The organism is bacterium (assembly GCA_024226335.1).
Taxonomy (GTDB): Bacteria; Myxococcota_A; UBA9160; order SZUA-336; family SZUA-336; genus JAAELY01.
This window is the reverse complement of the sequence record JAAELY010000440.1, coordinates 13,186-40,083: the sequence shown is the minus strand read 5'-3', so window position 1 is coordinate 40,083 and position 26,898 is coordinate 13,186. Positions and strand designations below refer to the sequence as shown.

The window sequence follows — 26,898 nt, the reverse complement described above, 5'->3', positions numbered from 1 at the left end:
CTACTGCTTCAAAGGTTTTTACTTGCATTGCCGGGACTCAGCACGTTGTTTCAGGACAGATTCACCGTGCCGATGGACTCCACCTGAAGATTGGGTGCGAGCTCGTTCGCCGAGATCACACCGCAGCGCGGTAGGAAGCGTTCGACCATCTTCCGAACATGTGGTCTCAGATCGGGGGTGCAGAGAATGGTTGGGTCGGGATTCAGCACACTCACCTTTGACACGGATTCACGAATGGCTCCGACGATCTTCGCAATCGATCCTGCATCGAGCGTGATTAGAGTACCGTGCTCCGTACGCTGGATCGAACTTGAAATCATCTGTTCGATGTCAGGGGAGAGCACGAGGACACCCATGCTGCCATCTGGCGCCAGCTGCGCAGAAATCTGGGCTGCCAATCGCTCGCGAACCAGCTCTGTTAAAAGCTCTGGATCCTTAGTTTTCGGCGCGTAATCGCCGATTGCTTCCAGGATCGTCGGCAGGTCACGGACCGGAACCGACTCGCGCAGCAGGCTCTGGAGCACCTTTTGTACTCCGCCGAGCGGGATGATTTCGGGAACGACTTCGCTCACCAGCTTCGGTAGCGTCTGTGCGACAGCATCGAGCATCTCCTGAGTTTCCTGACGTCCGAGCAGGTCGGAGGAGTGCCGCCGGATCAGCTCAGTCAGATGAGTCATGATCACGGACGCCGGATCGACGACCGTATAGCCCGAGGTCTGTGCCTGGTCCTTGTGATCGTTCTTCACCCAGAATGCGGGCAGGCCGAAGGTCGGATCCTTGCTCTCGATGCCTGGTAGCGCCGGGCCGCCACCGGGTGGCGCGATTGCGAGTAGGTGGTCTGACAGAACGCTTCCGTGGCCAGTGCGAACACCGCGCACGAGTATGGCGTAGTCCTCTGCACCCAATCGGAGATTGTCGCGAATGTGGATCAGGGGCACCGGGAAGCCCATCTGTGTGGTGAACTCGCGTCGGAACGTGCGGATGCGATCGAGCAGTTCCCCGTTCTTGTTCGGATCCACCAGGTCGATCAGTCCGTAACCCACCTGAAGTTCGAGAGAGTCGGGAGGTTGCAGGAGGTCGGCCGGCCGTTCGGGTGCGACTTCCTGCACTTCTTCTTCGGGTACTCCGGCCGCGCCTTTCTCGGCCTGCGAACGCTGATAGGCGCCCAATGCCAGTCCGGCAGAAAGAATACCAAAGGAGAAAGTCGGCAATCCGGGTACCAATGCTAAAGCACCCAGGACCGCTGAACTCACCGCGAGCGGAATCGGGCTGTCCCAGAACTGGCTTCGGATGTCTTCAGAAAGATCGCTGTCGGTTCCGGCGCGGGAGACGATTACGGCTGCAGCGATCGCGATCAGCAGCGAGGGCACCGCCGAGATCAACCCGTCGCCCACCGTCAGGAGGGTGTAGGTACCGGCGGCTTCGGCGAAGCTCATGTCGTTTTGCATCGTGCCGATCGCAAGACCGCCGAGAATGTTCACGATTGTGATCAGGAAGCCCGCAATCGCATCGCCTCGAACGAACTTGTTGGCACCATCCATCGTTCCGTAGAAGTCCGCTTCTTCCTGAATTTGCTTGCGGCGCTGGACGGCCTGCGTCTCGTTGATCATGCCGGCGTTCAGGTCCGCGTCGATGGCCATCTGCTTGCCGGGCATCGCATCCAGGGTAAAGCGCGCTGCGACTTCGGCGATGCGCCCGGCGCCCTTCGTGACGACCACGAAATTGATGATCACGAAGAGCAAGAAGACGACGATACCGACTACGAAGTTTCCACCGACGACGAATTCGCCGAAGGCCTGGATCACGTTTCCAGCTGCCGCGGTTCCTCGATCCCCATTGAGCAGGATCAGGCGTGTCGAAGCGATGTTCAGGGCCAGGCGATACAAGGTGACCAGCAGAAGAACAGTCGGGAAGACGGAGATGTCGATCGGTCTCCTGACGAACACTGCCACCAGCAGGATCAGGAGAGCGACGCTCAGATTGATCGTCAACCCCAGGTCGAGGAAGACCGGTGGCAAGGTGACGAGCAGGATCGCCAGGATGGTGACGATCCCTCCGCCCAGCATGAGCTGTCCGGTTACGTTTGCGTTTCGCTGTTCCGTAGCAGCTACCACGCTCGACCTCGCTGGCTATCCACGCGATAGATGTAGGCAAGCACCTCGGCTACAGCCTGAAAGAGGGACTCGGGAATGATCTGTCCGATCTTCACGGATCGGTAGAGGGTGCGCGCAAGGGGACGATTCTCGACGATGGGGACTCCCGACTCGCGTGCGAGTTCGCGAATCTTCAAGGCGAGGAAGCCCGCTCCCTTGGCCACCACGATGGGCGCGACCATCTCGCCTCGCTCGTAGCGGATGGCCACACTGATGTGCTCCGGGTTCGTGACGACCACATCGGCATTGGGTACGGCGTCCATCATGCGCTGTCGGCTGCGATCCATCATCATGCTGAGCATGTGACTGCGGACCATCGGATCACCCTGGCTCTGTTTGTGCTCGTCTGCGACTTCGCTCTTGGTCATCTTCATGCTCTTTTCCGTCTGCCAGAGCTGGTAGGAATAGTCGATGGCTGCGACCAGAATCAGCGCAACTGCGCCCGCGAGCAGAGCTTTGAGAACGACGTCCATCTGGAAAGCGACCGCCAGGACCAGGGGGAGCTGTTGCAATCCACGGTACTCCGCGAAGTTTGGCCAGATCGCGAATGCGATGGCAGCGCCCGTAATACTCATCTTCAAAATTGACTTGGGGAGTTCGATGACCATCGTCTTCTTGAAGACGCGCGATGCGTTCTTCATCGGACTGATTTTTGAGGCCTTGGGTCGGATTTTCTTGGGCGAGATATTGCCTCGCGTCTGTAGTAGTCCAGCGCCCAGGCCTCCCACTACGGTGGCCGTAAACACGGGGATCAAGACGACCACAGCGATTGAGAATGCCTGGCGAAGCAATTGCGCCGCCGAGTCGACTGTGAGTTCAGTGGGTGGCTCCCAGAGACGCGGAAAGGCCACGATGGCCTTCTGGAGAACCCTCGGGCCGAGAAACATGAGTACTGTCGCGACCGCGAGCAGATTGGCGACGGTGTACACCTCCTGGCTCGACGCAATACTGCCCTCGCGCGTCGCCTCGGCGCGCTTTTTCGGTGTAGGTTCCTCTGTCTTTTCGAGATCGTCTGCCATGGCCTATCTGCCCACCAGAAGCGCCACGTCGGATACGAGTACTTCATAGACTCGCAGGATCGTCGCCGTCGTGTCGGGGATCGAGATCATTACCGCCAACATCCCGACCATCACGGTCAGGGGAAGTCCTACGTTGAAGATCGAAAGTTGCGGATTGATCTTGTTCATGAAGCCCAGCATCACGTTGATCAGGAGCATGATCCCGGTGACAGGGGCAGCGACACGAGCCCCATCCTCGAAGATCTTTCCCGCGGAACTCATCAAGGTCTGGGCGAGTAGCGGTCCTTGGATTTCGCCGCCGATCGGAAAGTTCTGGTAGCTGGCTGCGAGCCCGCGTAGCAGCATATGGTGACCATCGATCCCAAGGAACAAGAACGCAGCGAGGTTCGTGTGCAGGCTCGCGATCACCGTGCCCTGGCTCTGCATTTCCGGATCGAATCCATTGGCCATGGCGAAGCCCATCTGCCGCCCCATGATCGTACCGGCCATCTGGAAGGCGGCAATCATGAAGCGTGCTACGAGACCGATCGCCAGGCCTAGCAGGAGTTCACCGGCCATCGCGTGCATGACCAGGTCCATGGTATCGGGCAGCTTCTCAGGAAGTGCGGCGCTACCCAGTAGCCCTGAGATCGCGAAGATCAACAAGATGCGAAACCGGGTAGGCAGAGATCGACGCGAGAAGATCGGTGCGCCGATGAATAGACCGGCGACTCGCGCAGATACGATCATGAGGGTGATCAGCACGACAGATCCCTATCCGGCGAGAGTCAATCCGGGGGCGTGCGTAAGGATCAGGCGCAGAAAGTTCATGAGTTGCGCGAGAATCCAGGGCAACAAGAAGCCGATCACCGCTGCAATACCCGCAATCTTCGGTACGAAGGTCAAGGTCTGCTCGTTGATGCTCGTCAGTGTCTGGACGAGCGAGACCGACAAGCCGATCATCATTGCGGTTCCCAGGATCGGAGCTGCGACTAGCGCTGCGGTCCTCAGCATCTCTCTGTAGATCTCGACCACGAGTTCGATACTCATACGATTCCCCTAACAAGTGCTCCGACGACCAGATTCCAGCCGTCAACCAGCACGAAAATCATCAATTTCAATGGAAGCGAGATCATGACTGGCGGGACTACGATCATGCCCATCGAAAGAAGCGTCGAAGCAACAACCATGTCGATCACGAGGAACGGGAGAAACAGCATGAATCCGATCATGAAGGCCGTGCGCAGTTCGCTCAGCATATAGGCCGGGACCAGCAACGAGAGGCTGATCTCTTGAGGCTCCTCGGGTAGGGGGCGATTCGAGATTTCCTCGAAAAGCAGCAGGTCTTCATCCCGTGTCTGACGAAGCATATAGTCGCGAAAAGGTCCGACGGTCGTGTCGAATGCAACACTGTTCTCGAGTTCACCGCGCAGGAATGGTCCTACCCCCGCTGCATAGGCCTGATCGAAGGTAGGCTGCATCACGAAGATGGTCAGGAACAGCGAGAGCGACATGATCACCTGCGTCGGTGGTGTCTGCTGGACGCCTAACGCCTGGCGCAAGAGAGTCAGCACGACCACGACTCGCACGAAGCAGGTCACCATCATGACCAGGGCCGGCGCAAGTGAGAGGACGGTAACGAGAATTGCGAGGCGGAAGGCCGGCGTGAGGCGCTCGGGGTCGTCCATGAGCGAATCGAGATCGCTCAACGCGTCGGTCATCATTCCGGCGCTCGGCTCCTGCGCTTGCACCGCTCCGGCTGTTGCCATCACCACGGCGAATGCAAGACATCGCACTCGGCCCGTATTACGCATCGAGCCCCTCAAAGCGACCGATCGAGTCGACCAGGTCTGCGCGATCTCCAGTCGGAAGCTGCCGGTTCAGGGCCTCGGAGAACGCATGCGATTCGCTGAGATCCGCCAGGGTGCGAATCGATTCTCCCCCCGTTCCAATCAGTAGACGCTGCCCTGCAACATCGATCAGCACGACCTGATGCCGTGGACTGATGTTGCGGCTCGCGACCACTTCGATGCGCGCGTCCGTTCCGCGGATCTGTCCCCGCTTGTTGCGGGTCCACCACGCCAAGCCGAAGCCGGTTCCCGAAATGAGTGCGATCGCCAGGCAGATGCGCGCCAGAGGAACGGCCATCGGTGTCGGAAAGGCCGCGACGGGCGGTGTTTCTGACACCGACGCGGTCGCTGGTTTCTGATCAGCGGATTCCTCGGCGCGGGCGTCTGTGCACGCGATCAAAGCGACGAGGCAGATCAAGATCGACCACTTCATGTCAGGCTCTCCACGCGTTCGGTCGGGCTGTGGACCGACATGACGCGAACGGCGTAACGATCGTTGACGACGACGATCTCTCCGAGTGCAATCGGATGACCATTGACCATGATGTCCACTGCTTCACCAGCGAGTCGTTCGAGTTCCACGATCGATCCCTGGCCAAGATCCAGGAGTTCCTGAACCCGCATCTGGGTGCGACCAAGCTCGACGGATACGCGAAGAGGTACGTCGAGCAGGAGCTCGATACCGTCTTGTTGTGCGTGTTCGGTGACGTCCTCTTCCGGCATCGTCCTTCCTCTCTCCTGCTACTGGAGTGCAGCTTGCACGGCGGATTGCTCCGCCCAACCGCGCGCGATGATCGAGTCGATTACCGACTTGCGGTTGATGAGTTCATCAACAGTGGCGACCGCGAGTTGTTCCCGCGTAATCGTGCCCTTGCGGACCAGAATCTGACCAATGCTGCGATCGATGAACGTACGCTTCATTTCTCGTCGGTTGGTGATCGATACGCCATAGTTCAGGTTGCTCCTCCCGATGCGGCCCGTGAAGATGTGCTCGCCCTCGATCTCCATATCGATGTCCTCACCGATACCGCGATCGAGTTCGATGATCTCTCCAGGCTCCAGGGATCTGACGCGGGATGTCGGGAGCAGCGCATCTCCAAGATGTGCGGCTAACGAGATCTCTGTATCGCAGAGGTTCTTTTCCAGGTTCATTCGCCAGTTCGGATCAATCTCTTCGCCCACGCGAGCGGAAGTCGCATCAAAAAGCGGCTCCAGACTTGTGTAAGGCATGACGAAGTAAAGAGGCGATGCGGGAAGAACATCGCCGGCGACATTGATCGTGGCGATGTGACAGATTTCCTGATCGGGAATCGTGCTCAACATGTGCACGGAGCGATCCGACCGGACTGCTTCGACCTGCAAGGGGAACCACGGCTTCCAGGAGTTCTCGAGGTCGCGCAGCATGTCATCGTGTGATCTCTGCAAGAGGCTCGCTTCGATGTCAGAGACCTCGCGGTCGGGAGCCGAGTCAGCGACACCCAGTCCCCCCATCAATGCATCGATCAGCGCGTAGAGGATGGTGGAATCGAAGATCACCACGCTATAGCCACGCAGTGGATCGAGATGAATCACCTGGAAGAGCAGGGGGCGACCCTCCAGTCGAGTGCGGAAGTCTCCAAACTTCAGAAGTTCCACGCCGAGGAATTCCGCCCGAATCGGGAAACGAAGACTCTTCGTGAGAGTCACCTGGGCGAAAGGCGCGAGCCTGTTGAAGACCTGTTCCAGGACCGGGAGCTTCCGCCGCAGAATGCGTTCGTGACTCCAGCTCGGATCACTGAGATCCACCGGTGCAGCGCTCTGCAGGGGCGCGAGGGAGTCCGGGCCGGTGGGGATGTCACCGGAACGGATTCCTTTGACGAGGCGATCGACCTCTTGCTGTTCGAGCACGCGTTCACTCATTGCACGACGAACTCCGTGAAAAAGATCCGTTTCGCCTTGCCGGTGACCAGAAGTGCGTTTACCCGCAGGAGGATCTCCTCGCGCAGGAAGTTCTTGCCCTCAATCGTGCGAAGATCTTCGAACGACTTGCCTCCGAGCAAGCTGATGATCAGATCGCGCATCTGCGGAAGTCGCTGGTCGAACTCCGAGGCGACCTTGTCTTCGGATAGCTCGATATCAGCTTTCAGCTTCAGATAGCGATCGCGGTCCTTGTCGCTGATGTTCACCACGAACGGTTCGAGATGAACGATCTTTCCCATATGATTTTCTGCCGGAGCGGCGGCGGCTTCGTCTTCTTCCTCATCGCCGGAGGCGATGTCCATCTCCGGCATCGGTACCTCGACATCGACTTCTGCCGCATAGTCCACGCCATCGACGACACCGCGCTGACGCTGTTGCCTCTCTTGCTCGGCGAGTTGCTCGGGGGTAGGCCCGGCCTCGGCGACTTCTTCAGGCTCCTCACCGAAGAACAGGAACCCAGCTCCTGCGCTCGCGATTACGAGTACAAGCGCGGCTGCCCCCATCAAGATCAACTTCTTCTTGCCGGCTCCCGCAGGCTCGTCGGCGATGATCTCGGAAGCTTCCTGTTCCTCGGTTGCCTCAGTCTCTTCAGTCTCTTCAGCCATGCCTCATCCCCCCAGATTGAGAATTGCCGTCACCAGCGGCGTGCTTGCTAGTTGCCGAGTGCCACCAGTGACGAGAGCAGGTCGTTCGTGGTGCTGATCGTTCGAGTATTTGCCTGGAAGGCGCGTTGGGCGATGATCAGCTTGACGAATTGCTCTGCCAGGTCGGTATTGGACTGCTCCAAAAACCCGGATCGGACGGCACCGAACTCCGATTGGTTCGGCGAACCGATGATTGGGTTGCCTGAACTATTGGTCTCGGCCAGGCTATTGCCTCCGAGTCGGTTCAGGCCGTTCACATTTGGGAAGTTCGCCAGGGCGATCTGGGCGAGACGATTGGTCTCGCCACTGGAGAACGAACCGGTTACGAAACCGGACTCGTCGATATCGACTGCCTGCAAAGAACCGGCAGCGAATCCGTCCTGGTTCATGAAACGAACGAAGTTGTTCACGCCCGAAGCCGACGAGCCACCAAACTGGGTGGTGCGATCGGCACCCGTTCCACCCGATGAGGTCTGGGTACCGAAGTCGAAGGCCAGAGGATTCGTCGGACCCGCGCCGTTCCCCCAATTCCAGGCGAGAGGCGTCGTGACAGGGTTGGTATCGCTGGCGTCGATGACGTCATCACCGTTCGTGTCGAAATCGAACGAAAGCTGTGTACCAGCCGTATTGCCGCTAACCGTGGCCAGAGTTCCATCTGTGTTGAAGGAGAGCGATCCGCTCTGTACCGGGAAGAACTGAGTCGCCGTACCCTGGGTCATTCCGTACGTGGAAACGTCGAGTTCACCCCGGTTGACGCCTGCATACCAGTACCAGGAATTCGTCGACGCGTCGTTCTTGCGGAAGTACACCAGAAGACTGCGCGGATTACCCTGAGTATCGAAGATGCGGATACCGGTCTGGAAGTTCGAAGTATTGACCGGGTCCAGAGGATCGAACCCGGTCGCTCCGCCCGTCAGAGCGGTTTCGTTTGGATCCAGATTGACACTGACCTCAACGGTCTGGGTCGCCTGGGGGACCGATGACACGGAGGACAAATCGATCGCAGACAGCGCGCCGTTCGGGATGCCGGCCGGTGTAACACCGAACCCGAGTACGGACTGGCCTTGTTCATTGACCAGGAACTGCTGGTTGTTCAGACGGAACATACCAGAGCGTGAGTAGAACACGCCGCTCGTATCCTGGATGATGAAGAAACCGTTTCCGTCGATGGCCAGGTCGGTGGTAACACCCGAGGACTCAAGCGAACCCTGAGTGAAGTTCTGTGTGACTCCGTTGAGTCTCGAACCAGAACCGATCTGGGAGGCTCCACCGGCGCTGCCGAGGTTTCCCGAAAGCACATCCACGAATTCGGCCCGAGCCGACTTGAATCCGATCGTGTTGATGTTGGCGATATTGTCACCGACGACAGAGATCTGCTGTCCGGAGGCGTTGATGCCGGATACTCCGGCGAATAGACTGGTCATGATTCCCATTGCAAACTTCCTTTTCTACTTCAGCTAGCGAATTCGAGAAATGCTACTCAGCTCAACTTGTTGATTGTTCACTGTCAGGACCGGGAGACCGTCGACGATCCGAACCGACTGGACGATTCCCGAAGACATCATGTCCAGGGAGCGGGAGAACCCACTGCCTGCTCTCGCAGCACGCGCATCGAAGTTGTAGGTCGCCCCGACATCCAGGCTGATCGGAGTTCCACCACCTTCGGCCTCGCGAATCACCACGTTGCCCGCTTCGTCGATGCTCAACGGCTCGAAGACCACGTCGGTTTCTTCACCGTTGGGGAAGCGCACACGCGCCTGGCCATCGCGGAGCCATACATCGTAATCCCCGGCCGCAAGCGGAATTCGAGTGCCGTCCTCCGTCGCGCGACTCAGGATCGCACCGCCGATGCTCACGTCAGCTTCATCCTTCGCCTGTATCAGCACGAAGTCTGCTGACTCTTTCAGTTGGATGTTCAGTCGAGGCGAGTCACCTGTGGGTGGGACCGTCAACGCGGCTGTATCCAGATCGACCGAGTGACCGATCAGCGAAACTGGATCCAATGGGCTCGAGCGCTGGTCCGAGCCCGCGTCGATCAGGCGGTCGAGTCGTTCGTTTACGCCCGAGAGCTCCTCGGCCATCTTGATTGATTGCTCGAGTTGGCTGAAGGTGGCCAGCTGCTCGTTCATCTTCGAGACATCCTCTGGGTTGAGAGGGTCCTGGTTTTGGAGTTGTACGAGGAAGATCTTCAGAAACGCATCACGGTCGAGCCCCGCTTGTTGGAGCGAAGTGTCCGAAGTTGAAAAGTCACTTCGTGCCAGGTCCAGCGAGGTTGTGGGATCGATTTCCATTTCTATTCCTTTCCTCTCAGATCCGGATGTCGACGGTTCCGAGGGTGTTGATGTCGCTACGGTGAATCAGAGGAGCCCCATTCGACGTGAAGCCGGCCGGGCTCGAATCCTCACCGCGACTCCGGGAGCCGCGATCCTGTTCTGGGGACTTCCCGAATACGTAGGAGTCTTCAGCGCGTTCACTGTCGACGTCGAACTGATCGATTCGCAGCCCGTGGCTTTCCAGGGACTGTCGCAGCTCGGCCAGATGCCGAACCAGAAGGTCAGCGACCGGCATATTGTCGGCCAGCAAGCTGACGCTGACGCCGTTTTCGCCGATGGTGACCTGAACCCTCAGATCACCGAGTTGCGGAGGATTCAGGGTGATCCGGGCCGTACCTCCACCTTCGTGAGCCAGCACGCGAAGCTCGCGCACGATCTCGGACTCGGTGCGCGCAGGAAGTTCCGGCAGGGCGCGAACATCTCGACCGGTCTCGCGGGATTCGCGTAGTGCTGTGGGATCGGAGATGGCCAGCGCCTCGGCGCGTGGCGCTGTCTGCGCGGACTCCTGGTTGGTGTTATTGCTGCCAGCGAACCCGGGGTCTTGTAGCGCGGCTTCGGGATCGCGGTGCTGAGGAGAAGAGCCGAAGTCGTTTGTATCTGCCTGAGCGTGGCTCTGCGGCATGGCTTCGCGCGGCGCTTCGATCGTATCTCCGGCCTGGAAGACCGGTTGCGGCGCTGCTTCGAATACTCGGGGTGCGGCAAACTCTTCGGTGCCAGTGCCGGCCGACACACGTCCCGCGACCTCAATCGGTGTGAGGTTCTCGTTGGCGGGCTGGGGTGTGGAAACGGGCAGAAGCTCGGGCAGCTCAGGAGTTCGAATTTCGGCTTCGGGTTCTTCAGCGCCCGTCAATTGATCGAGTACGGTTAGAAGCGAGTCTTCGGCTGGAGCTTCGGATTCGCCGGTCTGGTCTTCTACCGGAACGTCCACTTCACTGGCTCCTTCTGCGAAATTGAGTGAGTTCTGCTGCGAGACCTGGCCCCGCAGAATGTTTGCAGCCTGGTGCAAAGCCAGTTCGAAGAGCTGGCCCTGAACAACGGATGCACCGATCTCCGCCAATGCATCGCCAGCCGCCGGTGCGCCGGTATCGGAGACTGCAGCCGGTGCCGCCGCGGGCGGCGGGGTCGGGAGCGGAGGCGGGATGAGTGCGGCGCTCATGGCTTGCCTCGTGCCATGAGCTTGGAGATGCGTACGGCCCGTTCGGGTGTCATGACGTTGAGAATCTTCCCGGCCGAACGACTGCTCATCGCGGCCAGTACGTCTGCGGCCAGTCCCGACGGAAGTTTCTCGAGCAGCACAGCCGCGTTCTTCGGCTTCATGGCCTGGTAGAACTCGATCAGCGTACCCAGATCGGCTGCCGGATCACCTTCTTGCTTGGAGAGCGCGTCTTCCAATCGCTTGTGCTCGGACAGAAGCTCTTCGAGTTTGCTTGCGATGTCCGCTTCGAGCATGCGTAAAGCGGATTGGCGCACCTCGAGTTCGAGTGCTTCTCGCGCCGCTTCAGCCACGCTCATCGGTACACCGGAGCCCGGCTCGTTCTGCGGCGTGTCGACCGCAACGGCGACCGGGGGAATCCAGAGCAACGGCACGATCCAGAGCAGAATTGCGAGTTCACGCCAGCGCATCGGGATTAACCTCCTGCTCTGAGTCGTGTGAACGCGCTTGCATCTGTCGAACGGTCTCATCGAGGCGCCGGGTCTCGCTGCGTTCGCGTTCCAAACGCTCCCGCTTTGCACGCCGCTCGATCGCATTTTCGATACCTCGAACGCGCATCCGCGCGCGCGCGGCTTCCTGGCGGGCTTCTTCCACCTGTAAGAGTGCGCGCTCACGATCCTCGACCACTGCTGCGGCCTGGAAACGCAAGGAACCCCGGTGACGTTCATCTGCCGTCAGGTCGGCAGCGAATCGAATCAATCGAGAGACTCGGTTGTCGCGCAGCGAAGCAGCGACTTCCGTGCGGATTCGAGCCAGGTGCTGATCGAGCCCAGTGACCGCAGCGCGCGCTTCTCCCAGCTTGCGCAGCGTACGGCTCTCTTCGTGCCGGGCCAGCTTCACGAGCAGTTCGAGTTTGGAGACGCGCTTCATTGCGGCTTCTCCTGGAGCAGCACAGCCATTGCCTGGAGCGTCTCGGCCATCGGGCAGACGTCGTCAACGGACTGACGCAGGAAGAAGTCGATGCCTTCGCGCAGAGCGATGGCTCGATCTACGGTCTTGTCACTTCCGCTCGCATACGCACCGACCTGGATCAGGTCTTCAGCATCGCGATAGGCCGCCAGTAGGGAACGAAGTGTCCCGGCGTACTCCCGATGCAGGGGTTGAGTCACCTGAGGCATAGCCCGACTGATGCTGGCCAGAACATCAATGGCGGGGTAGTGTCCGCGCTCCGCGAGGTCGCGCGAGAGCACGATGTGTCCGTCGAGAATTGCTCTCAAGGCGTCCGCAATTGGATCCTCGAAGTCGCCGCCTTCGACGAGTACGGAATACACGCCGGTGATGCTTCCGCGTTCGGTGCGACCAGCCCGCTCGAGCAGGTTTGGAAGCTCGGCGAATACGCTCGGGGTATAGCCCTTGGTCGTCGCGGGCTCTCCGCGGGCCAGACCGATTTCACGCGCTGCAAAGGCAAAACGGGTCACCGAATCCATCATCAGCAGGACGTCGCGACCCAGATCGCGGAAGAATTCTGCAATGGCGGTGGCGACGTACGCGCCTCGCATACGCAGAAGGGGAGGGGAATCCGAGGGAACTGCCACAACAACGGTGGTTCGGCGGGCATCGCCTAGTTCGCGTTCGATGAATTCTCGAACCTCTCGTCCACGCTCACCGATCAAACCCACGACGCGCACGTCGGCATCTGTACCGCGTGCGACCATGCCCATCAGAGTGCTCTTGCCCACTCCCGAACCGGCGAACAATCCGACTCGCTGTCCGCGGGCCAGCGTCGTAGTTGCGTTCAGCGCCCGTACTCCCACGTCCAGCGGATGTTCCAGAACCGGTCGGTTCAGCGATGGAATGGGCTCGACGTAGAGCGGGGCCGGGTGCCCAATGGGAAGTTCGGGGCCGCCGTCGATCGCGTTGCCGAGAGCATCGATCACTCGACCCAGCAGGAACTCACCCGCGTTTACCGAAGAACGGGAAGTGATTGGCCAGACGCGACAACCCGTACCGATCCCGCGGGTTCCACCGAGTGGAATCAACTGAAGTCGATCGTCTCGCAGGCCCACGACCTCGGCGCGCACGAACTCACCGTTCAACTCGATCTCGACGGAGCCACCGAGCGGAAGCTCGAGACCGGTGGTTTCGACGATCACACCACGCACCGCACACACGTGGCCGCCCGGAATCGGTCCGGTTGCTTCGGCACGTTCGAGGAGCTGTTCACTGATCATGACGCATCCTCCTCGGGACCATGGGCGTCGGGCGATGCAGGAGTCTTCTCGGAAAGCCCCCGTACTACGGAGTCGAGAATCCGCTCTGGCCGCCCGTCGAAGACCCGCGAGGGTGTTTGCAGCACGGCGCATCCGGCCTGCACCGAGGCGTCGGCTTGAACCGTGATCGAGGCGTCGGCCAGGTCGACCTCCAGCTCGGGGATATGTGCGCGCAGGAGTTCCGCATCCGAGGGTGCGACCCGTAGGGTCAGCACGCCTTGTTCCGCAGCCTCGGCAAGACAGGCTCGCGCCATGCGCACGACCGAGTCTCCATCCTGACGCAGTTCGCCCCGAATCAGTCTCCGGGTCAACTCGATCGCTGTCTCCGTCAACTCGCCTTCGAGTTCTTCGAGTCGCTTGTGGCGCAGATTCGCCAGCGAAAGGGCGATCTTTTGCAGTTCTTCGATGACCGGCGCGAGTTCCTTCATCGCCCCATCCCGGGCGCGCTGTTCACCTTCGGCCAGTCCGAGCCGGTGAGCTTCTTCCGGATCGATCTCGCGGGCGGGTCTCGTCTGCGCCTGCTCGAACTCGCACTGTGGCGTGAACTGACGCGGACTCGGCTGCGGCGTGGTCTGGTGTAGATCGACCAGTTCGGGACGGTGCAGGAAATCAGACGAGCTCATCGCCATCTCCTCTCCCCGGTACCTGGATCTCGCCGCGATCACTCATCTCGCGTGCGATATTCGCGATCTCCTGCTGTGCGCCTTCGACCTCCGACAGGCGAACCGGACCCATGGTATCCAGATCTTCCTGCAACGATGCGGAGACGCGCTGCGATACATTCGAAAGGAACTTCTCGAGCATCGCCTGCTCGGCTCCCTTGAGTGCGAGCACCAGTGTTTGCGTGTTGACGTTGCGCAGGACCATCTGGATGCCGCGGTCGTCGATCTGTAGCAGGTCGTCGAAGGTGAACATCCGCTCGCGAATCAGTTCTGCGACTTCCTCGTCGTGTTCGCCCACGCGCTCCAGGAGTGAGCCTTCGCTCGCCCGGTCCATATTCATGAAGATCTGGACGGCGACGTCGACGCCCTCCATCTCTTGCGCGTGCGACCCGCCTTCGAAACCCGAGATCTCGCGTTCGAGCGCTCGGTTGAGTTCGGCGAGCATGTCTTCGGAGATCTTCTCCATGCGAGCGATGCGCATGATCACGTCTACGCGCAGGTCCTCGGGCAAGGCCAGCAAGATCTCCGTGGCCTGTCGGGAAGGCAACTGGCTGACGATCAATGCGCATGTCTGTGGATACTCTCGACTCAGGATCCGGCCGACGACACGGGCATCGATCTCGGCGAGTGTATCCTGGATCTTGCCGAGCTCGACATCGGTGCGGCCGAGAATCGCTTCCATGCGATCTTCGTCGAAACCCTGCCGGATCAAACCTTCGATGCGTCGGGAACCGCCAAAACCGACCCCGCTACCGTCCATCCGACTGTTGAGGTCTTCTGCGACGCTCTCTACGGTTTCTTCGTCTGGCTCACCCAGGTCGATATCGGCGCGATTGATGCGAGCGATGTCGCGATCATTCATCTGGCGCAGGATGCCCAGCGACATGTCCTCGCCGAGAAGGCGGAACAAGATGGCCACTTTATGTGGCCCGGTGAGTCGCTTCTTTCCTACTCGCGCAGCCATTGTTTCATCGCGTCAGCAATGACCTTCGGGTCCTGGTTCGATAGCGTGCTCGCCAGTCGATCCGCTTCCGAGGCGATTGCGAGTTGAGGTTCTCCGCCGGCGCTGATCTCGCCAGTGGCGCCGGTTTCGGCCGAACTCACTGCGACGACGTTCGCCACCGCGAGCTGTCGCAGAGCAGGTCGAATGACCAGGAAGATCAGAAGGAGAAGTCCACCGATCACGGCCACAGAGCGCGCGATGCCCGGTAGGAGCATGAAGACCTCCGGGCTCTGCCAGATGGGCAGAGGCTCTGCCGCGACATCCTCGAGCGGCGAGCGGAAGGGCATGCTCTGGACTTCGATCAGGTCGCCGCGAACCTCGTCGAAACCCACTGCGCGTTTCACGATCTCCAGAATTTGTTTGACCTCTTCCGGCGTGCGCGGCTGGTATTCCGGAGTTGGAGCGGGCTCGCCTTCTACGGCCTCTGGGGTCGTGTAGGTTCCGTCCACCAGAACCGCGATCGAAAGCCTCTGGATCTCTCCCATCGGGATAACGGTATGGCTGCGGCTGCGGCTGATTTCGAAGTTGATCGTCTCGCGCGTCACGTTCTCGGTGCTCGGCTGGCTCGAGGATTCTTCGGCCCCGCCCGGAGGTACATTGCTTCGGGTTCCCGGGATTCCGGCAGCCGTCAGCCTGGGTTCGCTGCGACTTTCTTCCGTTCGCTGTTCACTCAGTACGGCGGTCTCTTTCGGATTGACGCGATCCTGGTCTTCTTCCACACGCCTGCGCTCGACCTGTGCGGCGACGGTGATCACCGACTTGCCCGCGCCGACGGCTGCATCGAGCAAAGTCTGGGCCCGACCGGCCAGCCTCTTCTCGATCGAGCGCTGTACATCGAGAGCTTCGGCGGCGAGCACATCGCTTTCGCTGCTCCCGGGTCTCGCGAGCAGACGGCCGCTGGTATCCAGGATGGTGACCTGGTTTGCGGCGAGTCCTTCGACTGCACCGGAGATCAGTTGGCCGATCCCGCTGACCTCGCCGCCGCTCAGCGCTCTTCCCGGGCCGAGGTTCAAGACGACCGAAGCAGTTGCCTTCTTCTTGGCGCGCTGAAAAAGCGCTTTCTCGGGAACGTTGATGTGCACTCGTGCCCATTCGACCTGGGCCAGGGCGCTGATCGTCCGCGAGAGTTCACCTTCCAGGGCACGGCGATAGCGCACACGCTCCTGAAATGGCGTCATTCCCAGACCGCCTTCATCGAATGCTTCGAAGCCGACAGGACCGTTGACGCCAAGACCCTTGCTCGCGAGTTCGAGTCGCAGGTCATAGACACGCTCGCTGGGAACCTGAACCGTGGTCCCGGCGTGCGTGAGTTCGTAGGGGACTTCTAGAGTCGCCAGTTCGTCGGCAATGCGTGCGGCATCTTTCGGCTCTAGCTGCGAGAACAGCGTGGAATACTCTTTCTGGCTCGCGAGATTCGTCAGCAAGGAAACTGTGCCGATCGTGATCATGGCAATGGATACGAACGCAACCCGTTGCGCCGCATTCAGACCGGCCCAGAAGCTGGCCAATCCCTGCAAGAGCTTGTCGAATCCGTTCAAGTTATGGGTCCTGTCTTCAATCTATTAGTTGGGTGACTGTAGGAGTCGGTTCACGCCATCGATCATGCGATTCCGCATTTCCATGAGCAGCCGGAATGAGCCTTCGGCGTTCGATACCGCGACCATCGTGTCGTGGATGGAACCTTTGCCATCCACGGCGAGTTCTTTGATCTTCGTGGCTGCCTCCACCTGGTCCTTGTTCACGCCTTCGAGAAACTTGCTGAGTTCACCAGCAAAACCGGTTCCTTCAACTTCTTTCGCTGCGCCGGGGCGCAGGTTCGCTAGCGCGCTGGGTCCTATGCTCTCGATCGCCATCAGAATTACCTGCCGATCCGCAGAGCCCGCTGCGCCATTTCGCGACTCGCCTGGATGACCGAGACGTTTGCATCGAACGAGCGCTGCGCGTTCATCAGGTTGACCATCTCCTCGACCGTGTCGACGTTGGGCATCAAGACGACGCCATCCTCATTCGCATCTGGATGTGACGGATTGAAGACTTCGCGAGGCGGTTTCTGGTCCGAGACCACACCGTCGATCCGTACGCGCTGGAACGCGCGGGACAGGCGATCGGAGAAAGTGCCTTCCGTGCCCACGGCCCGCAGTGCCGGATCCTGGCGCCGATAGGGTCCACCCGCGGCCGTCCTCGTGGAATTGGCGTTTGCCAGATTCGTGGTCGCGAGATCAACGCGCATGCGATCAGCGGCCAATCCCGAGGCGGCGATTTCCAGAGAAGAGAAGAAACTCATCGGACCTCCCTCGCGATGGGCATCAGTCCGCCCCACTTGTCCATCATTTCGAAGATCGCTTGATACCTCATTCGATTCTCCGTCATCTTCATGAACTCCTCCTCCATCGAGACGTTGTTCCCGTCGAGTCGGGCGGGAGCATCGGAGCGAACGATTCGGGAGCCAGCGTTGTCCATCGCTTGCGATTCAGACATATGCCGGGAACTCGATTGCCGGGGAGCGATCGGTGCCATGCGTTCGGAGCTTTCCCGCATCACGAGATCGAAGGACTTGTATCCGGGTGTGTTTGCGTTCGCGATGTTGGATGCGATTGCATCTTGGCGCGCGTTCTGATGACGAAGCACCTGCTCGAGCACTGTGGATAGTGGGTTTTCGATCAACGGCATTTCAAGACACCTCTGGCTGCACTGATTCGAGCATCAACGAAGCAATCAACGTGCCACGGAAACCGAGCGACATGCGGGTGCTCAACGGTCGCTTTCGCCAGATTCCGGGTCCCGAAGTGGGCAAGAACAGGCTCGTTCACAGTTCACCCGGCAGGTGTTGCCCGGTACGCGGAAGGGATGCGCTTCGCGCCGTGCCCGTTCGCGGCAGTGTGTCGGGTTCGTCGATGGTGTATTCGCGGATCTTGTTGCGGAGCGTGCGCAGGCTGATCCCCAGTTTCTGTGACGCACGTGTCCGGTTTCCGGTCATCTGCCGCAGGGTCTCGACGATCAGCCAACGCTCCATCTCTCGAATCGTTTCGAAGGGCAAGCCCCCAGAGGAATCGATTCGCTCGATCGGCGGACTCGCTGTCGCGCCGTGCAACTGGCTCAAGCCGAGTTGTTGCGGCTCCACAATCCGCCCGCGCGACGTAAGCACCAGACGTTCGACCAGATTCTCGAGTTCCCGTACGTTGCCCGGCCAGTCGTAGGCCTCGAGGGTCGCGAGAGTTGCTGCTGAGAGTTCCGGAAGTGGGCGTCCGGCGCGTCGATGGATGTCCAGAAAGTGACGTAAGAGCAAGCGGATGTCGTCAGGCCGCTCGCGCAACGGCTTGAGGCGAATGGGTAGAACATTCAGGCGATAGAACAGGTCCTCGCGGAAGCGGCCTGCGCGGGCTTCGGCTGCAAGATTACGATTCGTCGTCGCCACCAGGCGGAAGTCGACCGCGATCGGCCGGTGCGCACCGACGCGTTGTACCTGCTTTTCCTGGATCACGCGCAAGAGCTTCGCCTGGAGTCCGAGTTCGAGTTCGCCGATTTCATCGAGCAGAATCGTCGCGTTCTGAGCGAGTTCGAACTTGCCGATCGTTCGAGCAATTGCACCGGTGAAGGCGCCGCGTTCGTGCCCGAAGAGTTCGCTCTCGAGCAGGCCAGCTGGAAGGGCTGCACAGTTTACAGTTACGAGTTCTCGCGTTCTTCGGGCCGATGCGCGGTGGACCAGTTGGGCCAGTAGCTCCTTGCCGGTTCCGCTTTCTCCTTCGATCATTACTGTGGCGTCGCTTGCGGCGACTGAACGCGCCATTTCCAGCGTCGATAAAACTTCCGGATCTCGCGTGATGAATGGAATCGGTAGCTCTTCTCCCGAAGGCGCCGCGGCCCCTGCGTCACTCAGACGGTCGAGTGCGCGCGTCAAACTCTCGAGTTCGAAGGGTGCTACCAGGCAGTCCGTCGCTCCTTCGCGCAGGGCTTCGACCGCATTGCTTACGCTGCGCTCTCTCGTTACGAAAAGGCTTGGCGTCTCGTGACGACGGGCTGCGAGCAGAATCTCGCGCACGTCGGGCTCCAGTTCCTTGGCCTCGACGACCAGTCCGTCGAGTTCATCGTTCGAGAGTGCGTTCAACACATCGTTCAGGTCATGAAGTACGGTAAAAGGCAGGCCGTGCCGCTGAATTCCGGCGCGCACCAGTCCGTGGCCACATAGTTCAATCAATCCGATCATTGCAACGACCTCGCCGCAGCTGCTGCTCTTCGGGCTTCCTCGTGATTGCGAATCACGCGGTCCACGCGGCTCTTTGCCCGGTTCATCTGCGTCAGTTTCTCTGCTACCTGCGTGAAGGGCGTCTCACCGCTCGGGCGTTGCGGTTCCCCGTTCCTGAACAGTGCGTAGGCGTAAGCGTCACTCCACCAGGGGCCGACGAGCTTTCTCTCGCTCTTCAGCGTCTGCGCCAGTCGGGTGCGATCGCCTGTCTGTGCGGCGAGTTCCGTGACCGCGAGCAGGGCAGCTTTGCGAAATGGGTCTCCCGCCAGAGATTTTCCACTCGTCAGAGAGAGCCCTCGCGTCAATCTGAGCTGCGCTAGTTTCAACCGATGGGTCGCGACCTCGAGTTCGCCCAGGCGCAAGAGTACGGGTGGAAGCAGTACGGGTTCCGCGAAAACCTGGAGGGCTCGTTCGTAGCTTCGAACCGCTCTATCCAGGTCTCCTAATCGCACCTGGTTCTCCGCGGCCAGCGTCGCGAGGGCCAGTGCAAACGGCCCGGCCGTACCGCTGTCTGCCAGTTGCATCAGGCGGTGCGAAGCTCCGCGATCGTCATTGCGCTGGGCCAGGCAACGCACCTCACGCCAGGCAGCCAGCCCTTTGCGGATCGGTCGGAGTTCTCGGAGGGCAAGAGTGCGCGCCCAGCGAACACACGAGCCGCGGCGTTCAGCCCCGGCGAGTGCGTCGACCGCCAGTAGAAGCGCGTTCTCGTTGATGATGCGCGGGCGGAAGAACCGTTCGACGCTGTCGAGCAGTTCGGGATCTGGGTCGTTGCCCTTCTGAACCGCAGACGCGAGGCGGTCGACGAGCCTTCGCGTCAGATCATCCTGCGCCAGCAACTGAATCTCGTTTCCCGGCAGGGTCGCGAGGAGAGAACCGAGTCTTTGTTCAGCATCACCTGTACGGTCGCCCGGGTTGGGAGCGGCCGCGACCCGATAGGACAGGAGGGCGACTGCTGGAGAATCCGGAGCCAGGGAGACCAGCGAACCTGAATCTTTCGGCAGTGCGAGGCTCGTTCGACCCATAAGTCGCTGCACCTCCATCGACTCGATCGCAGCCAGGGCGGCTGTGTCCGGGTCGGGAGACGCGCTGCTGACCGCACTGGCCGCTTGCATGCTCTTTTCGAGTTTTCCCGCTTCGCGCAGTACGCGCGCGAGTACGAGACCTCCCAGGGCCTGGAGTCGCGGCTCGACATCTTCGCCTAGCGACTCAGCAATGACTTCATGTGCCTTTTCTGGATCTCCCAAAGCCGTCAAAGCAAAGCCGTGACGAATTGCGGCCAATGCTCCTGCGTGCTCGTGCCCATCTAGTCTTGCGTAGGCTTTCAGCGCACCGGCATCATCACCCACCGTGAACAGCGCATCCGCAATTCGCAAGGAGTGCCAGTTCTGGACCTCGGGCGAAAGCTGGTTTGGGTCCAATTGCGCGAGAACCCGGAGAGCCGCTTTCGGGTCCCCATATAGGTAGGAGACCTCAGCCAGGGAAACGCGCGCCTGGGTGGCGAATGGTTCGGAGAGGGGCGGTTCCCGCAGTGAACGGAACTGTGCTTGCGCTTCGGCCATGAAACCCAGTTCCAGATAGATCTGTCCGATGCGAACTTTGGCGCGATCGGCGAGCGGCCCTGTCGCCTGGGAACGGATCGCTTCGCGGTAGAGATCGATGATTCCCAGACGGAAGATCGGCTGGAGTTCGCGCGTCAGCTGGTCGAGAATCTGCACCCGCAGGTGGATCGTCTTCGCGTCTCCAGCGATATTGGGATCACCAAGTAGTGCGAGCGCCTCTCCATTCTTGCCTTTGGCATACAGCTTTGCCGCACGCAGCAGGATTCCCTTGATACCGCGAGCCAGCATTCGCGGTTGCACATCGTGGGGAAGACGCGATTCGCCGCGCCACCCTCGCAGGTGCTGTGTTTCAAGCTTTCCGAGTATGCGTAGGATGGCCTTGGGTTCGAATTCCGGAAGGCTGTCCGCCGCCTGTCGAATCTCGGCGTCTACCAGATTCGTCTCGACCCACGATTCGAAGTGCGCTTGCCAGGCTTTCGAATCCACGACGTTGAAACCAGGCGCATTCGGGTCGGCGGCGTTGGCGCCGCCCGACCACCCGAGCAGAGTTGTGGCGATCAGCACGCCGGTCCAGATTTGCCGACGGAAGTATTGAGCCGTGAAGAACACGCCGACCCCGAGTGCAACTCGTGTGCCTTGTTGCCCAGTCCGTCGCAGTTGGCAGCAATTGGCCTCTGCTGTCCAAACCTGGACTGCGGAGGTCTTTCCGCCCGGCACATCCTGCCGACGAGAAGCCGACAGTGCATTGAAGTCACCGTCGAAATTTCGACAACGCCGAGCGACGTGGTAGTGTCGGTATTGGGACAGCTGTGAAGAAACTGGAACAAGAAGAGCGCGTGCGACGTATCGCGGACTTCGTGCGCTCGCAGACGTCGGAACAGGACGTGCGCGTCGAGGATCTACGGCCCCTTGCCGGGGGGTCTTCCAGACAGGTCTGGAATCTCGACCTGACCCTGGGCTCGAAGCCGGATCCCATGCAACTCGTTCTTCGCATCGATCCGCTTGCCGGAAAAACGACCGGACTCGGCGGATCCAATGGATTCATCCGTGAATTCCGCTTGCTGCAAGAGGCTGTCCGTTGTGACGTTCTTGTCCCGCGTGTCTACTGGGCCTGCGAGGATAACGAGACGCTCGGCGGTCCTTTCTACTTGATGGATCGGATCGAGGGCGAAGCGATCGCCCGCCGCATCTTTCGCGCGCCGGAACTGGAGAAGGCCCGAGCCGCGCTCCCTACCCAATTAGGGACAGCTCTTGCGCGGATCCATCGCATGGACCTGAACGCGGACGGACTCGATGATTTGCCCGCGCCTGCGCCAGGCAAGTCGAGTCCCGAAGAGCAGATCGTACAGCTTCGAACGGGCATCGACGCGGCTCCAGCGCCCACACCCGTGTGCGAGCTCGCATTTCGTTTCCTGGAGCGCAACGTACCGGACGAAGGCGATCGCACGATCGTTCACGGTGACTTCCGCGTCGGTAATGTCATGGTCGGACCGGATGGCTTGCGTGCAGTTCTCGACTGGGAACTCGCGCACATCGGCGATCCACACGAAGACCTGGCCTGGATGTGCACCAAGACCTGGCGGTTTGGGAACATCGACAAGCCAGTCGGAGGGATCGGCGCTCGCGAGCCATTCTACTCGGCTTATGAAGCCGAAAGCGGTCGTAAACTCGATCGCGACGCGCTCCGCTACTGGGAGATCATCTGCTCGCTCAAGGTTGCAGTCGTCTGGATCTTCCAGGTGAGTGCCTACCTGTCCGGAATGCGACCTAGCGTCGAGCAGGCCGCGATCGGACGGCGCATGGCCGAAACCGAACTCGATCTTCTGCAACTCCTCGACGTCGCCTGATCGGACTCAGTCCAGCGAGAGTTCCAGACCTATGTACAGTTCCGTCTCGGGCGCGGGTTCGTGGAAGCGTGAATTGAAGTCATTGGGTCGCAGTGTCTGGTCGTACTCGACCTTGCTCAAGTTGCGCACGCCGAGAAATGGAATCCATGTAGTGCGATCCCGCTTCAAGCGCCAACCCAGGCCGAGATCCAAAAGGGTCGCCCCGGGGGACTCGGCGCTGTTCTCGTCGTTGGTTTCGATATCTGCATAGTGGCGCAACGACAGGACGGCAAACGGACCTTCGCCGGGGTCGTAACGCAGTTCACTACTCAGGGAATGCTGCGGTGTGTTTGGCTCGCGATTTCCGTCGTATTCGACGAACGCCGGAGTGTTCAGGTCAAGGAAGTCGAAGTCCTTGTAGCGATAGTCCGCGTAGGTGTAGCCCAGGCGCAGGCTGAGCACGGGTGTCAGTAGAAGTGAAAGGCCGAGTTCTGCACCGCGGCGTCGCACTTCTCCCGCGTCGCGAAATAGATCGCTATTGGATGCATCTGTGTAGCCGACGGCCACGTCCTTGATGCGCAAGTCGAACACGGCCAGGTCGTAGTACAGGCGTTCGGAGAGCACGCCCTTGGCGCCGATCTCGAAACCGAGAGTGCTCTCGGAATCGAGGTTGGAAGAGAACCCGCCATCCGCCTCTGCGAGTTCTGTCGTCGTGGGGACGCGAAACGAGCTAGAGAGGTTGGCGTAGGTATTGAACGCGGGTGAACGCCCGAAGTGAATGCCAAAACGCGGAGAAAGCTGGCGGAAGCGGCGTCGATCCGAGTGATCACCGCTGCCACCGTTTACGAAGCGATCGCCTACCTTGAACTCCGTCCAGTCGTAGCGCACGCCCGCGACGAACCCGAGACCACAGTCCAGGTCGAATTCCGCCATTCCGAAGGGCCCGACAGAGCGCACCGTTTCGGATTGGCGCACGCGAAGCGAACCCCGCAGACCGTTATCGTTTCCGTACTCGCTGCGCTGGTCCTTCTGGATATCGAGGTCGAGTCCGAAGGTGAAACGGACCGGCGAACTCCGGTCGATCCACAGCAGTCCAAGGCCACCGGCACTTCGGTCCAGATCAATACGTTTGTCCACGAAGTTCGGCAGCGCATTGCTGAAGTCGCGCTGCAACCCGTAGATCATCGCGCGGAGTTCTCGGGATTCACCGAATGCGTGGCGTGCAGAGAGCGAGAGTTTCTGTTGGTTGAGCTTCTCGCGCGAGTCGCCCGTGATCGCATCCGCGCGCGCCTGGCTGCGGTCGCTTTCTACCTGGAGGCTTTTCAAACCCCCGGGATCCTGGGCTTCTGGCGCCCAGGTGCTGGAGAAGATGCCCTGCAGGCGGGTGCCACCCGCGAGTTCGCGCTCGAGCTTTGAAAACAGGACCTGCTGCCTGGAGCGCGAGTGGTCGCGATATCCGCCCGCTCGTGTCCAGGCGAGTCCAAAGGCATAGCCTGTCTCGGCCAGGGTGCCGGTCGTCGTGGCGGAGTAGCGCGAGAGGTGATCACTGCCGAACAACACTCGAGCCTCGTAGCGCGGTACCTCGCTGGGAGACAGAGTCTGGACGGAAATCGTTCCGCCACCGCTACCTCCGTACAGAGCGGACATCGGGCCACGGCTGATCTCGATGCGCTCGGTGAAGGCGAGGTCCAGGGAATCGACCTCGCTCTGACCGTCGGCCAGGGTGTTCGGAACCCCGTCGACCAGCAGGCGAATACCCCGCACTCCAAACGTGGCTCGTGCGCCATAGCCGCGAATCGACACGCGGCTGTCCTGTGCGAAGTTGCGTCCGCCCTGAGCGAATACGCCGGGAACGAGATCGACGGCTTCATCGATCGTGACGGCCGGTCGAACCTGGTGGATCTCCTCGCGGGAGATCACGGAAATGGCCTGAGGTGTCTCGAGCAGGCGGGAAGGAGAGCGCGCGGATTCGGTTTCGTACAGGGTGATCTCGCCGGGGTCGCTCTCGCTCGCAGATGTGAACTGTGGGCAAACCCAGGTGAGGAGCAGTGCGGCCGTTGCGATCGCGATAGCGCTCGGAAGGTTCGCAGCTCCCCGGAACCGGCAATCCGGGTGTCGATCCAGCTTCAATCCAACCTCCCAATCGGGGCGGACTCTACCACAGGGGTTCCAGGTTGACCGAGCCTGTCGCCGCGGCGCGGGCTACGCCCGAAGAAACTGATAGAATTCGCGCGCAATGATCATCGTGATGAAAGCAGACATCCTTCCGGACGGCCCAGAGGTCCGGCAAGTCATCGAGATGGCGAAGCGCTATCCCGACGTTCAGACGGAAGTGCGGGCGATCCAGGGGACCACGCGCGGACTCACCGAGGTGTATCTACTCGGTTCCACCGGATCGGTCCCCGAGGGCCCGTTCGAGGAGTTCTCGGCGGTCGAGAAAGTCATCCGGATCCGCGAGCGTTATCGATCGATCGGCCGGCACGAAGGTCAGGCCGAGGCGATCGGCTTCGAGTACAACGGGGTTCACTTCGGTCAAGACAGCTTTCACATCTTCGCCGGTCTCTGCGCTGTCGATACGCGCCAGAACGTCGACACCATGTTCCGCGAGCTCAAGGGAATCGGCCTGAATACGACCCGGGCCGGGGCCTACAAGCCCCGCACGAGTCCCTATGACTTCCAGGGCCATGGCGCTACCTGTCTGCCATTCCTATTCGAACTAGCCGGTAAACACGGGATGAAAGTCGTCGCCATGGAAGTGACGAGCAGCGCGCAGATCGAAGAGATCGATACCGCTCTGGAAGACGCCGGGAGGCCGACCGGCGTCATGCTGCAGATCGGTACCCGGAACGCTCAGAATTTCGAGCTGCTCAAGGACGTCGGTGCTCAACACGAATACCCCGTGCTGTTCAAGCGCGGTATGGGTATTACGCTCGAAGAATCGCTGAACGCCGTCGAGTACGTGGCTTCGGGCGGAAATCACAAGATCATCTTCTGTCTACGAGGCATGAAGACGAACCTCGGTGATCCGCATCGCAACTTCGTCGACTTTGGATCCGTGCCTGTCGTCAAGCGGTTGACGCGCATGCCGGTGTGTATCGATCCATCGCATTCCGTCGGTAAAAAGGTCGTAGCTCCGGACGGATTGCTCGATATTCACCACGTGACCGCACAGGGAGTGATCGCCGGAGCGAACCTGGTGCTGGTCGACTTTCACCCGAACCCGGCCGAAGCTCTCTGCGACGGTCCTCAGGCGCTACTGCTTCCGGAGCTCGAGCACTTCGTTCGCGACGCACAGATCGTCCGCGATGCCTACGCGCAGAGGCTCAAGCTCGTCCAGGAGTCCGGCCTGAAGTTCTGACGGTTCGCACATGCGCCCAGCGCATGCGAGTTTCGGTGGGCGCGTTCGCGCACCCAGCAGCCGAGACGAACGCCTGGCGTCGGTACTCAACGCACAGTCGCTGGCCGTCGGTATCGAGTTCAATCATCGCCGAATCGCCGCTGATCTGAGCCTGCACCGGCCGTTCATTCGGGTTTCGCGCGCAGGTTTCGGCTTCGGAAATCTGCTCCAGTTCAGTCAAACCCATGCGCCCGCGATAGCGGGGGAGCCACACGCGATCGAGTTGCACCGCTTCGATCAGAGCGGGGGCATCTTCCGGTCGGAGTCGGCCGTACATTCTGCCCGCGGGAAGCACGATGCAGGTCGCCGCGAGCCGGTGTCCGCCCAGATGGCTCGATTCGGCCAGGCCGATCGCCGCACCGCTGCTCTCGACCACTTCGCGAAGTGCCTCGAAAAAGGCTCGGCCGTGCGCCGCACAGCAGCGATCGTGCTGCCCGTCCGTGCAGACCAGAATCTGGGGTGTGGCGACCTCCGCCCCTCTGGCCTCTCCGGAAAGGAAGGACTCGAGCTCGCGGGCCACCGAGCCGATCGGGATCTCTGTTCGTCGCATGGATCGCGAATCCCCAGGTCGGATGCAGAGCAATTCAACACCCTCTCGCGATGTGCCCGGTTCTCGCTGAAAAACCCTCAGCGCCAGCTGGCTACCGCCGGCTTTCTGAGCCTTTTCGAGCGCACTGAGTTCCTCGGGCAGACCCTCCGAGAGTGCCGCCGTGCCGGGGTCCCAGAGCGGCTTGGGCCACGATACCGCGGCGAAATACTCGCTCGATCCGGCGCTGCCCAACAGGGGTTCAGCGACGTCCAGGCTTTGTTGACTACAGCTTCTAAAGCCCTGCTTCGGCTCGCTCAAA

At 60.5% G+C, this 26,898-nt stretch carries 27 protein-coding genes; 2 read left to right on the top strand and 25 right to left on the bottom strand.

The window, feature by feature from the left end; translation table 11 throughout:
* Positions 1-50: 50 nt before the first annotated feature.
* The 23 genes from flhA to GY725_21195 form a co-directional block, all read right to left on the bottom strand.
* Positions 51-2,066, bottom strand: coding sequence for a flagellar biosynthesis protein FlhA (gene flhA, locus GY725_21305; protein MCP4006725.1), 2,016 nt, complete (start codon positions 2,064-2,066; stop codon positions 51-53).
* Positions 2,067-2,107: 41 nt separating this feature from the next.
* A complete protein-coding gene (flhB, locus tag GY725_21300; protein MCP4006724.1) occupies positions 2,108-3,172 on the bottom strand; it encodes a flagellar biosynthesis protein FlhB in 1,065 nt (354 codons plus the stop codon).
* Positions 3,173-3,175: 3 nt separating this feature from the next.
* The gene (fliR, locus tag GY725_21295) at positions 3,176-3,916 is read right to left on the bottom strand and encodes a flagellar biosynthetic protein FliR (GenBank protein ID MCP4006723.1); all 741 of its coding nucleotides are present in this window, start codon (positions 3,914-3,916) and stop codon (positions 3,176-3,178) included.
* A gap of 9 nt (positions 3,917-3,925) precedes the next feature.
* On the bottom strand, positions 3,926-4,201 hold the full coding sequence (locus tag GY725_21290; GenBank protein ID MCP4006722.1) for a flagellar biosynthetic protein FliQ: 276 nt from the start codon (positions 4,199-4,201) through the stop codon (positions 3,926-3,928).
* Positions 4,198-4,965, bottom strand: a complete 768-nt coding sequence (gene fliP, locus GY725_21285) for a flagellar type III secretion system pore protein FliP (protein MCP4006721.1) — start codon at positions 4,963-4,965, stop codon at positions 4,198-4,200. The genes GY725_21290 and fliP overlap by 4 nt, the downstream gene beginning before the upstream one ends.
* A complete protein-coding gene (locus tag GY725_21280) occupies positions 4,958-5,434 on the bottom strand; it encodes a hypothetical protein (GenBank protein ID MCP4006720.1) in 477 nt (158 codons plus the stop codon). The genes fliP and GY725_21280 overlap by 8 nt, the downstream gene beginning before the upstream one ends.
* Positions 5,431-5,724 (bottom strand): flagellar motor switch protein FliN, encoded by a 294-nt coding sequence (fliN, locus tag GY725_21275; protein MCP4006719.1) that lies wholly within the window; start codon positions 5,722-5,724, stop codon positions 5,431-5,433. Before fliN ends, GY725_21280 begins: the two co-directional genes overlap by 4 nt.
* Positions 5,725-5,742: 18 nt before the next feature.
* Positions 5,743-6,900 carry a hypothetical protein gene (locus GY725_21270; GenBank protein MCP4006718.1) on the bottom strand — a complete coding sequence of 386 codons (1,158 nt, stop codon included), beginning with the start codon at positions 6,898-6,900 and terminating at the stop codon, positions 5,743-5,745.
* Positions 6,897-7,565: a hypothetical protein gene (locus tag GY725_21265; protein MCP4006717.1), complete on the bottom strand. Its 669-nt coding sequence runs from the start codon at positions 7,563-7,565 to the stop codon at positions 6,897-6,899. Before GY725_21265 ends, GY725_21270 begins: the two co-directional genes overlap by 4 nt.
* A gap of 47 nt (positions 7,566-7,612) precedes the next feature.
* Entirely contained in the window at positions 7,613-9,037 is a 1,425-nt protein-coding gene (locus tag GY725_21260; protein ID MCP4006716.1) for a flagellar hook protein FlgE, read from the bottom strand.
* 24 nt (positions 9,038-9,061) lie between these two features.
* Positions 9,062-9,895, bottom strand: a complete 834-nt coding sequence (locus GY725_21255) for a hypothetical protein (GenBank protein ID MCP4006715.1) — start codon at positions 9,893-9,895, stop codon at positions 9,062-9,064.
* 16 nt (positions 9,896-9,911) lie between these two features.
* Positions 9,912-11,093 carry a flagellar hook-length control protein FliK gene (locus tag GY725_21250; protein ID MCP4006714.1) on the bottom strand — a complete coding sequence of 394 codons (1,182 nt, stop codon included), beginning with the start codon at positions 11,091-11,093 and terminating at the stop codon, positions 9,912-9,914.
* Positions 11,090-11,560, bottom strand: a complete 471-nt coding sequence (locus GY725_21245) for a hypothetical protein (protein ID MCP4006713.1) — start codon at positions 11,558-11,560, stop codon at positions 11,090-11,092. Before GY725_21245 ends, GY725_21250 begins: the two co-directional genes overlap by 4 nt.
* Positions 11,547-12,020, bottom strand: coding sequence for a hypothetical protein (locus GY725_21240; GenBank protein ID MCP4006712.1), 474 nt, complete (start codon positions 12,018-12,020; stop codon positions 11,547-11,549). The genes GY725_21245 and GY725_21240 overlap by 14 nt, the downstream gene beginning before the upstream one ends.
* On the bottom strand, positions 12,017-13,321 hold the full coding sequence (locus GY725_21235) for a FliI/YscN family ATPase (GenBank protein MCP4006711.1): 1,305 nt from the start codon (positions 13,319-13,321) through the stop codon (positions 12,017-12,019). The genes GY725_21240 and GY725_21235 overlap by 4 nt, the downstream gene beginning before the upstream one ends.
* Positions 13,318-13,983, bottom strand: coding sequence for a hypothetical protein (locus GY725_21230; protein ID MCP4006710.1), 666 nt, complete (start codon positions 13,981-13,983; stop codon positions 13,318-13,320). Before GY725_21230 ends, GY725_21235 begins: the two co-directional genes overlap by 4 nt.
* Positions 13,970-14,986 carry a flagellar motor switch protein FliG gene (locus GY725_21225; GenBank protein MCP4006709.1) on the bottom strand — a complete coding sequence of 339 codons (1,017 nt, stop codon included), beginning with the start codon at positions 14,984-14,986 and terminating at the stop codon, positions 13,970-13,972. The genes GY725_21230 and GY725_21225 overlap by 14 nt, the downstream gene beginning before the upstream one ends.
* Entirely contained in the window at positions 14,971-16,563 is a 1,593-nt protein-coding gene (gene fliF / locus GY725_21220) for a flagellar M-ring protein FliF (GenBank protein MCP4006708.1), read from the bottom strand. The genes GY725_21225 and fliF overlap by 16 nt, the downstream gene beginning before the upstream one ends.
* Before the next feature lie 24 nt (positions 16,564-16,587).
* Positions 16,588-16,878 (bottom strand): flagellar hook-basal body complex protein FliE, encoded by a 291-nt coding sequence (locus GY725_21215; GenBank protein ID MCP4006707.1) that lies wholly within the window; start codon positions 16,876-16,878, stop codon positions 16,588-16,590.
* Positions 16,879-16,883: 5 nt separating this feature from the next.
* A complete protein-coding gene (gene flgC / locus GY725_21210; protein MCP4006706.1) occupies positions 16,884-17,309 on the bottom strand; it encodes a flagellar basal body rod protein FlgC in 426 nt (141 codons plus the stop codon).
* The gene (gene flgB / locus GY725_21205) at positions 17,306-17,695 is read right to left on the bottom strand and encodes a flagellar basal body rod protein FlgB (GenBank protein MCP4006705.1); all 390 of its coding nucleotides are present in this window, start codon (positions 17,693-17,695) and stop codon (positions 17,306-17,308) included. The genes flgC and flgB overlap by 4 nt, the downstream gene beginning before the upstream one ends.
* A gap of 136 nt (positions 17,696-17,831) precedes the next feature.
* The gene (locus GY725_21200; protein ID MCP4006704.1) at positions 17,832-19,229 is read right to left on the bottom strand and encodes a sigma-54-dependent Fis family transcriptional regulator; all 1,398 of its coding nucleotides are present in this window, start codon (positions 19,227-19,229) and stop codon (positions 17,832-17,834) included.
* Positions 19,226-21,436, bottom strand: a complete 2,211-nt coding sequence (locus tag GY725_21195) for a hypothetical protein (protein ID MCP4006703.1) — start codon at positions 21,434-21,436, stop codon at positions 19,226-19,228. Before GY725_21195 ends, GY725_21200 begins: the two co-directional genes overlap by 4 nt.
* A gap of 200 nt (positions 21,437-21,636) precedes the next feature.
* On the opposite strand from GY725_21195, the gene GY725_21190 reads away from it, so the two are divergent.
* Entirely contained in the window at positions 21,637-22,674 is a 1,038-nt protein-coding gene (locus GY725_21190; protein MCP4006702.1) for a phosphotransferase family protein, read from the top strand.
* A gap of 6 nt (positions 22,675-22,680) precedes the next feature.
* On the opposite strand, the gene GY725_21185 is transcribed toward GY725_21190, so the two are convergent.
* Positions 22,681-24,783, bottom strand: a complete 2,103-nt coding sequence (locus GY725_21185; GenBank protein MCP4006701.1) for a TonB-dependent receptor — start codon at positions 24,781-24,783, stop codon at positions 22,681-22,683.
* Between the two features lie 106 nt (positions 24,784-24,889).
* On the opposite strand from GY725_21185, the gene GY725_21180 reads away from it, so the two are divergent.
* Positions 24,890-26,011 (top strand): 3-deoxy-7-phosphoheptulonate synthase, encoded by a 1,122-nt coding sequence (locus GY725_21180; GenBank protein MCP4006700.1) that lies wholly within the window; start codon positions 24,890-24,892, stop codon positions 26,009-26,011.
* On the opposite strand, the gene GY725_21175 is transcribed toward GY725_21180, so the two are convergent.
* Complete coding sequence (locus tag GY725_21175) at positions 25,977-26,897, bottom strand: hypothetical protein (protein ID MCP4006699.1); 921 nt, start codon at positions 26,895-26,897, stop codon at positions 25,977-25,979. The two genes, GY725_21180 and GY725_21175, sit on opposite strands and share 35 nt — an antisense overlap.
* Position 26,898: the final 1 nt, after the last annotated feature.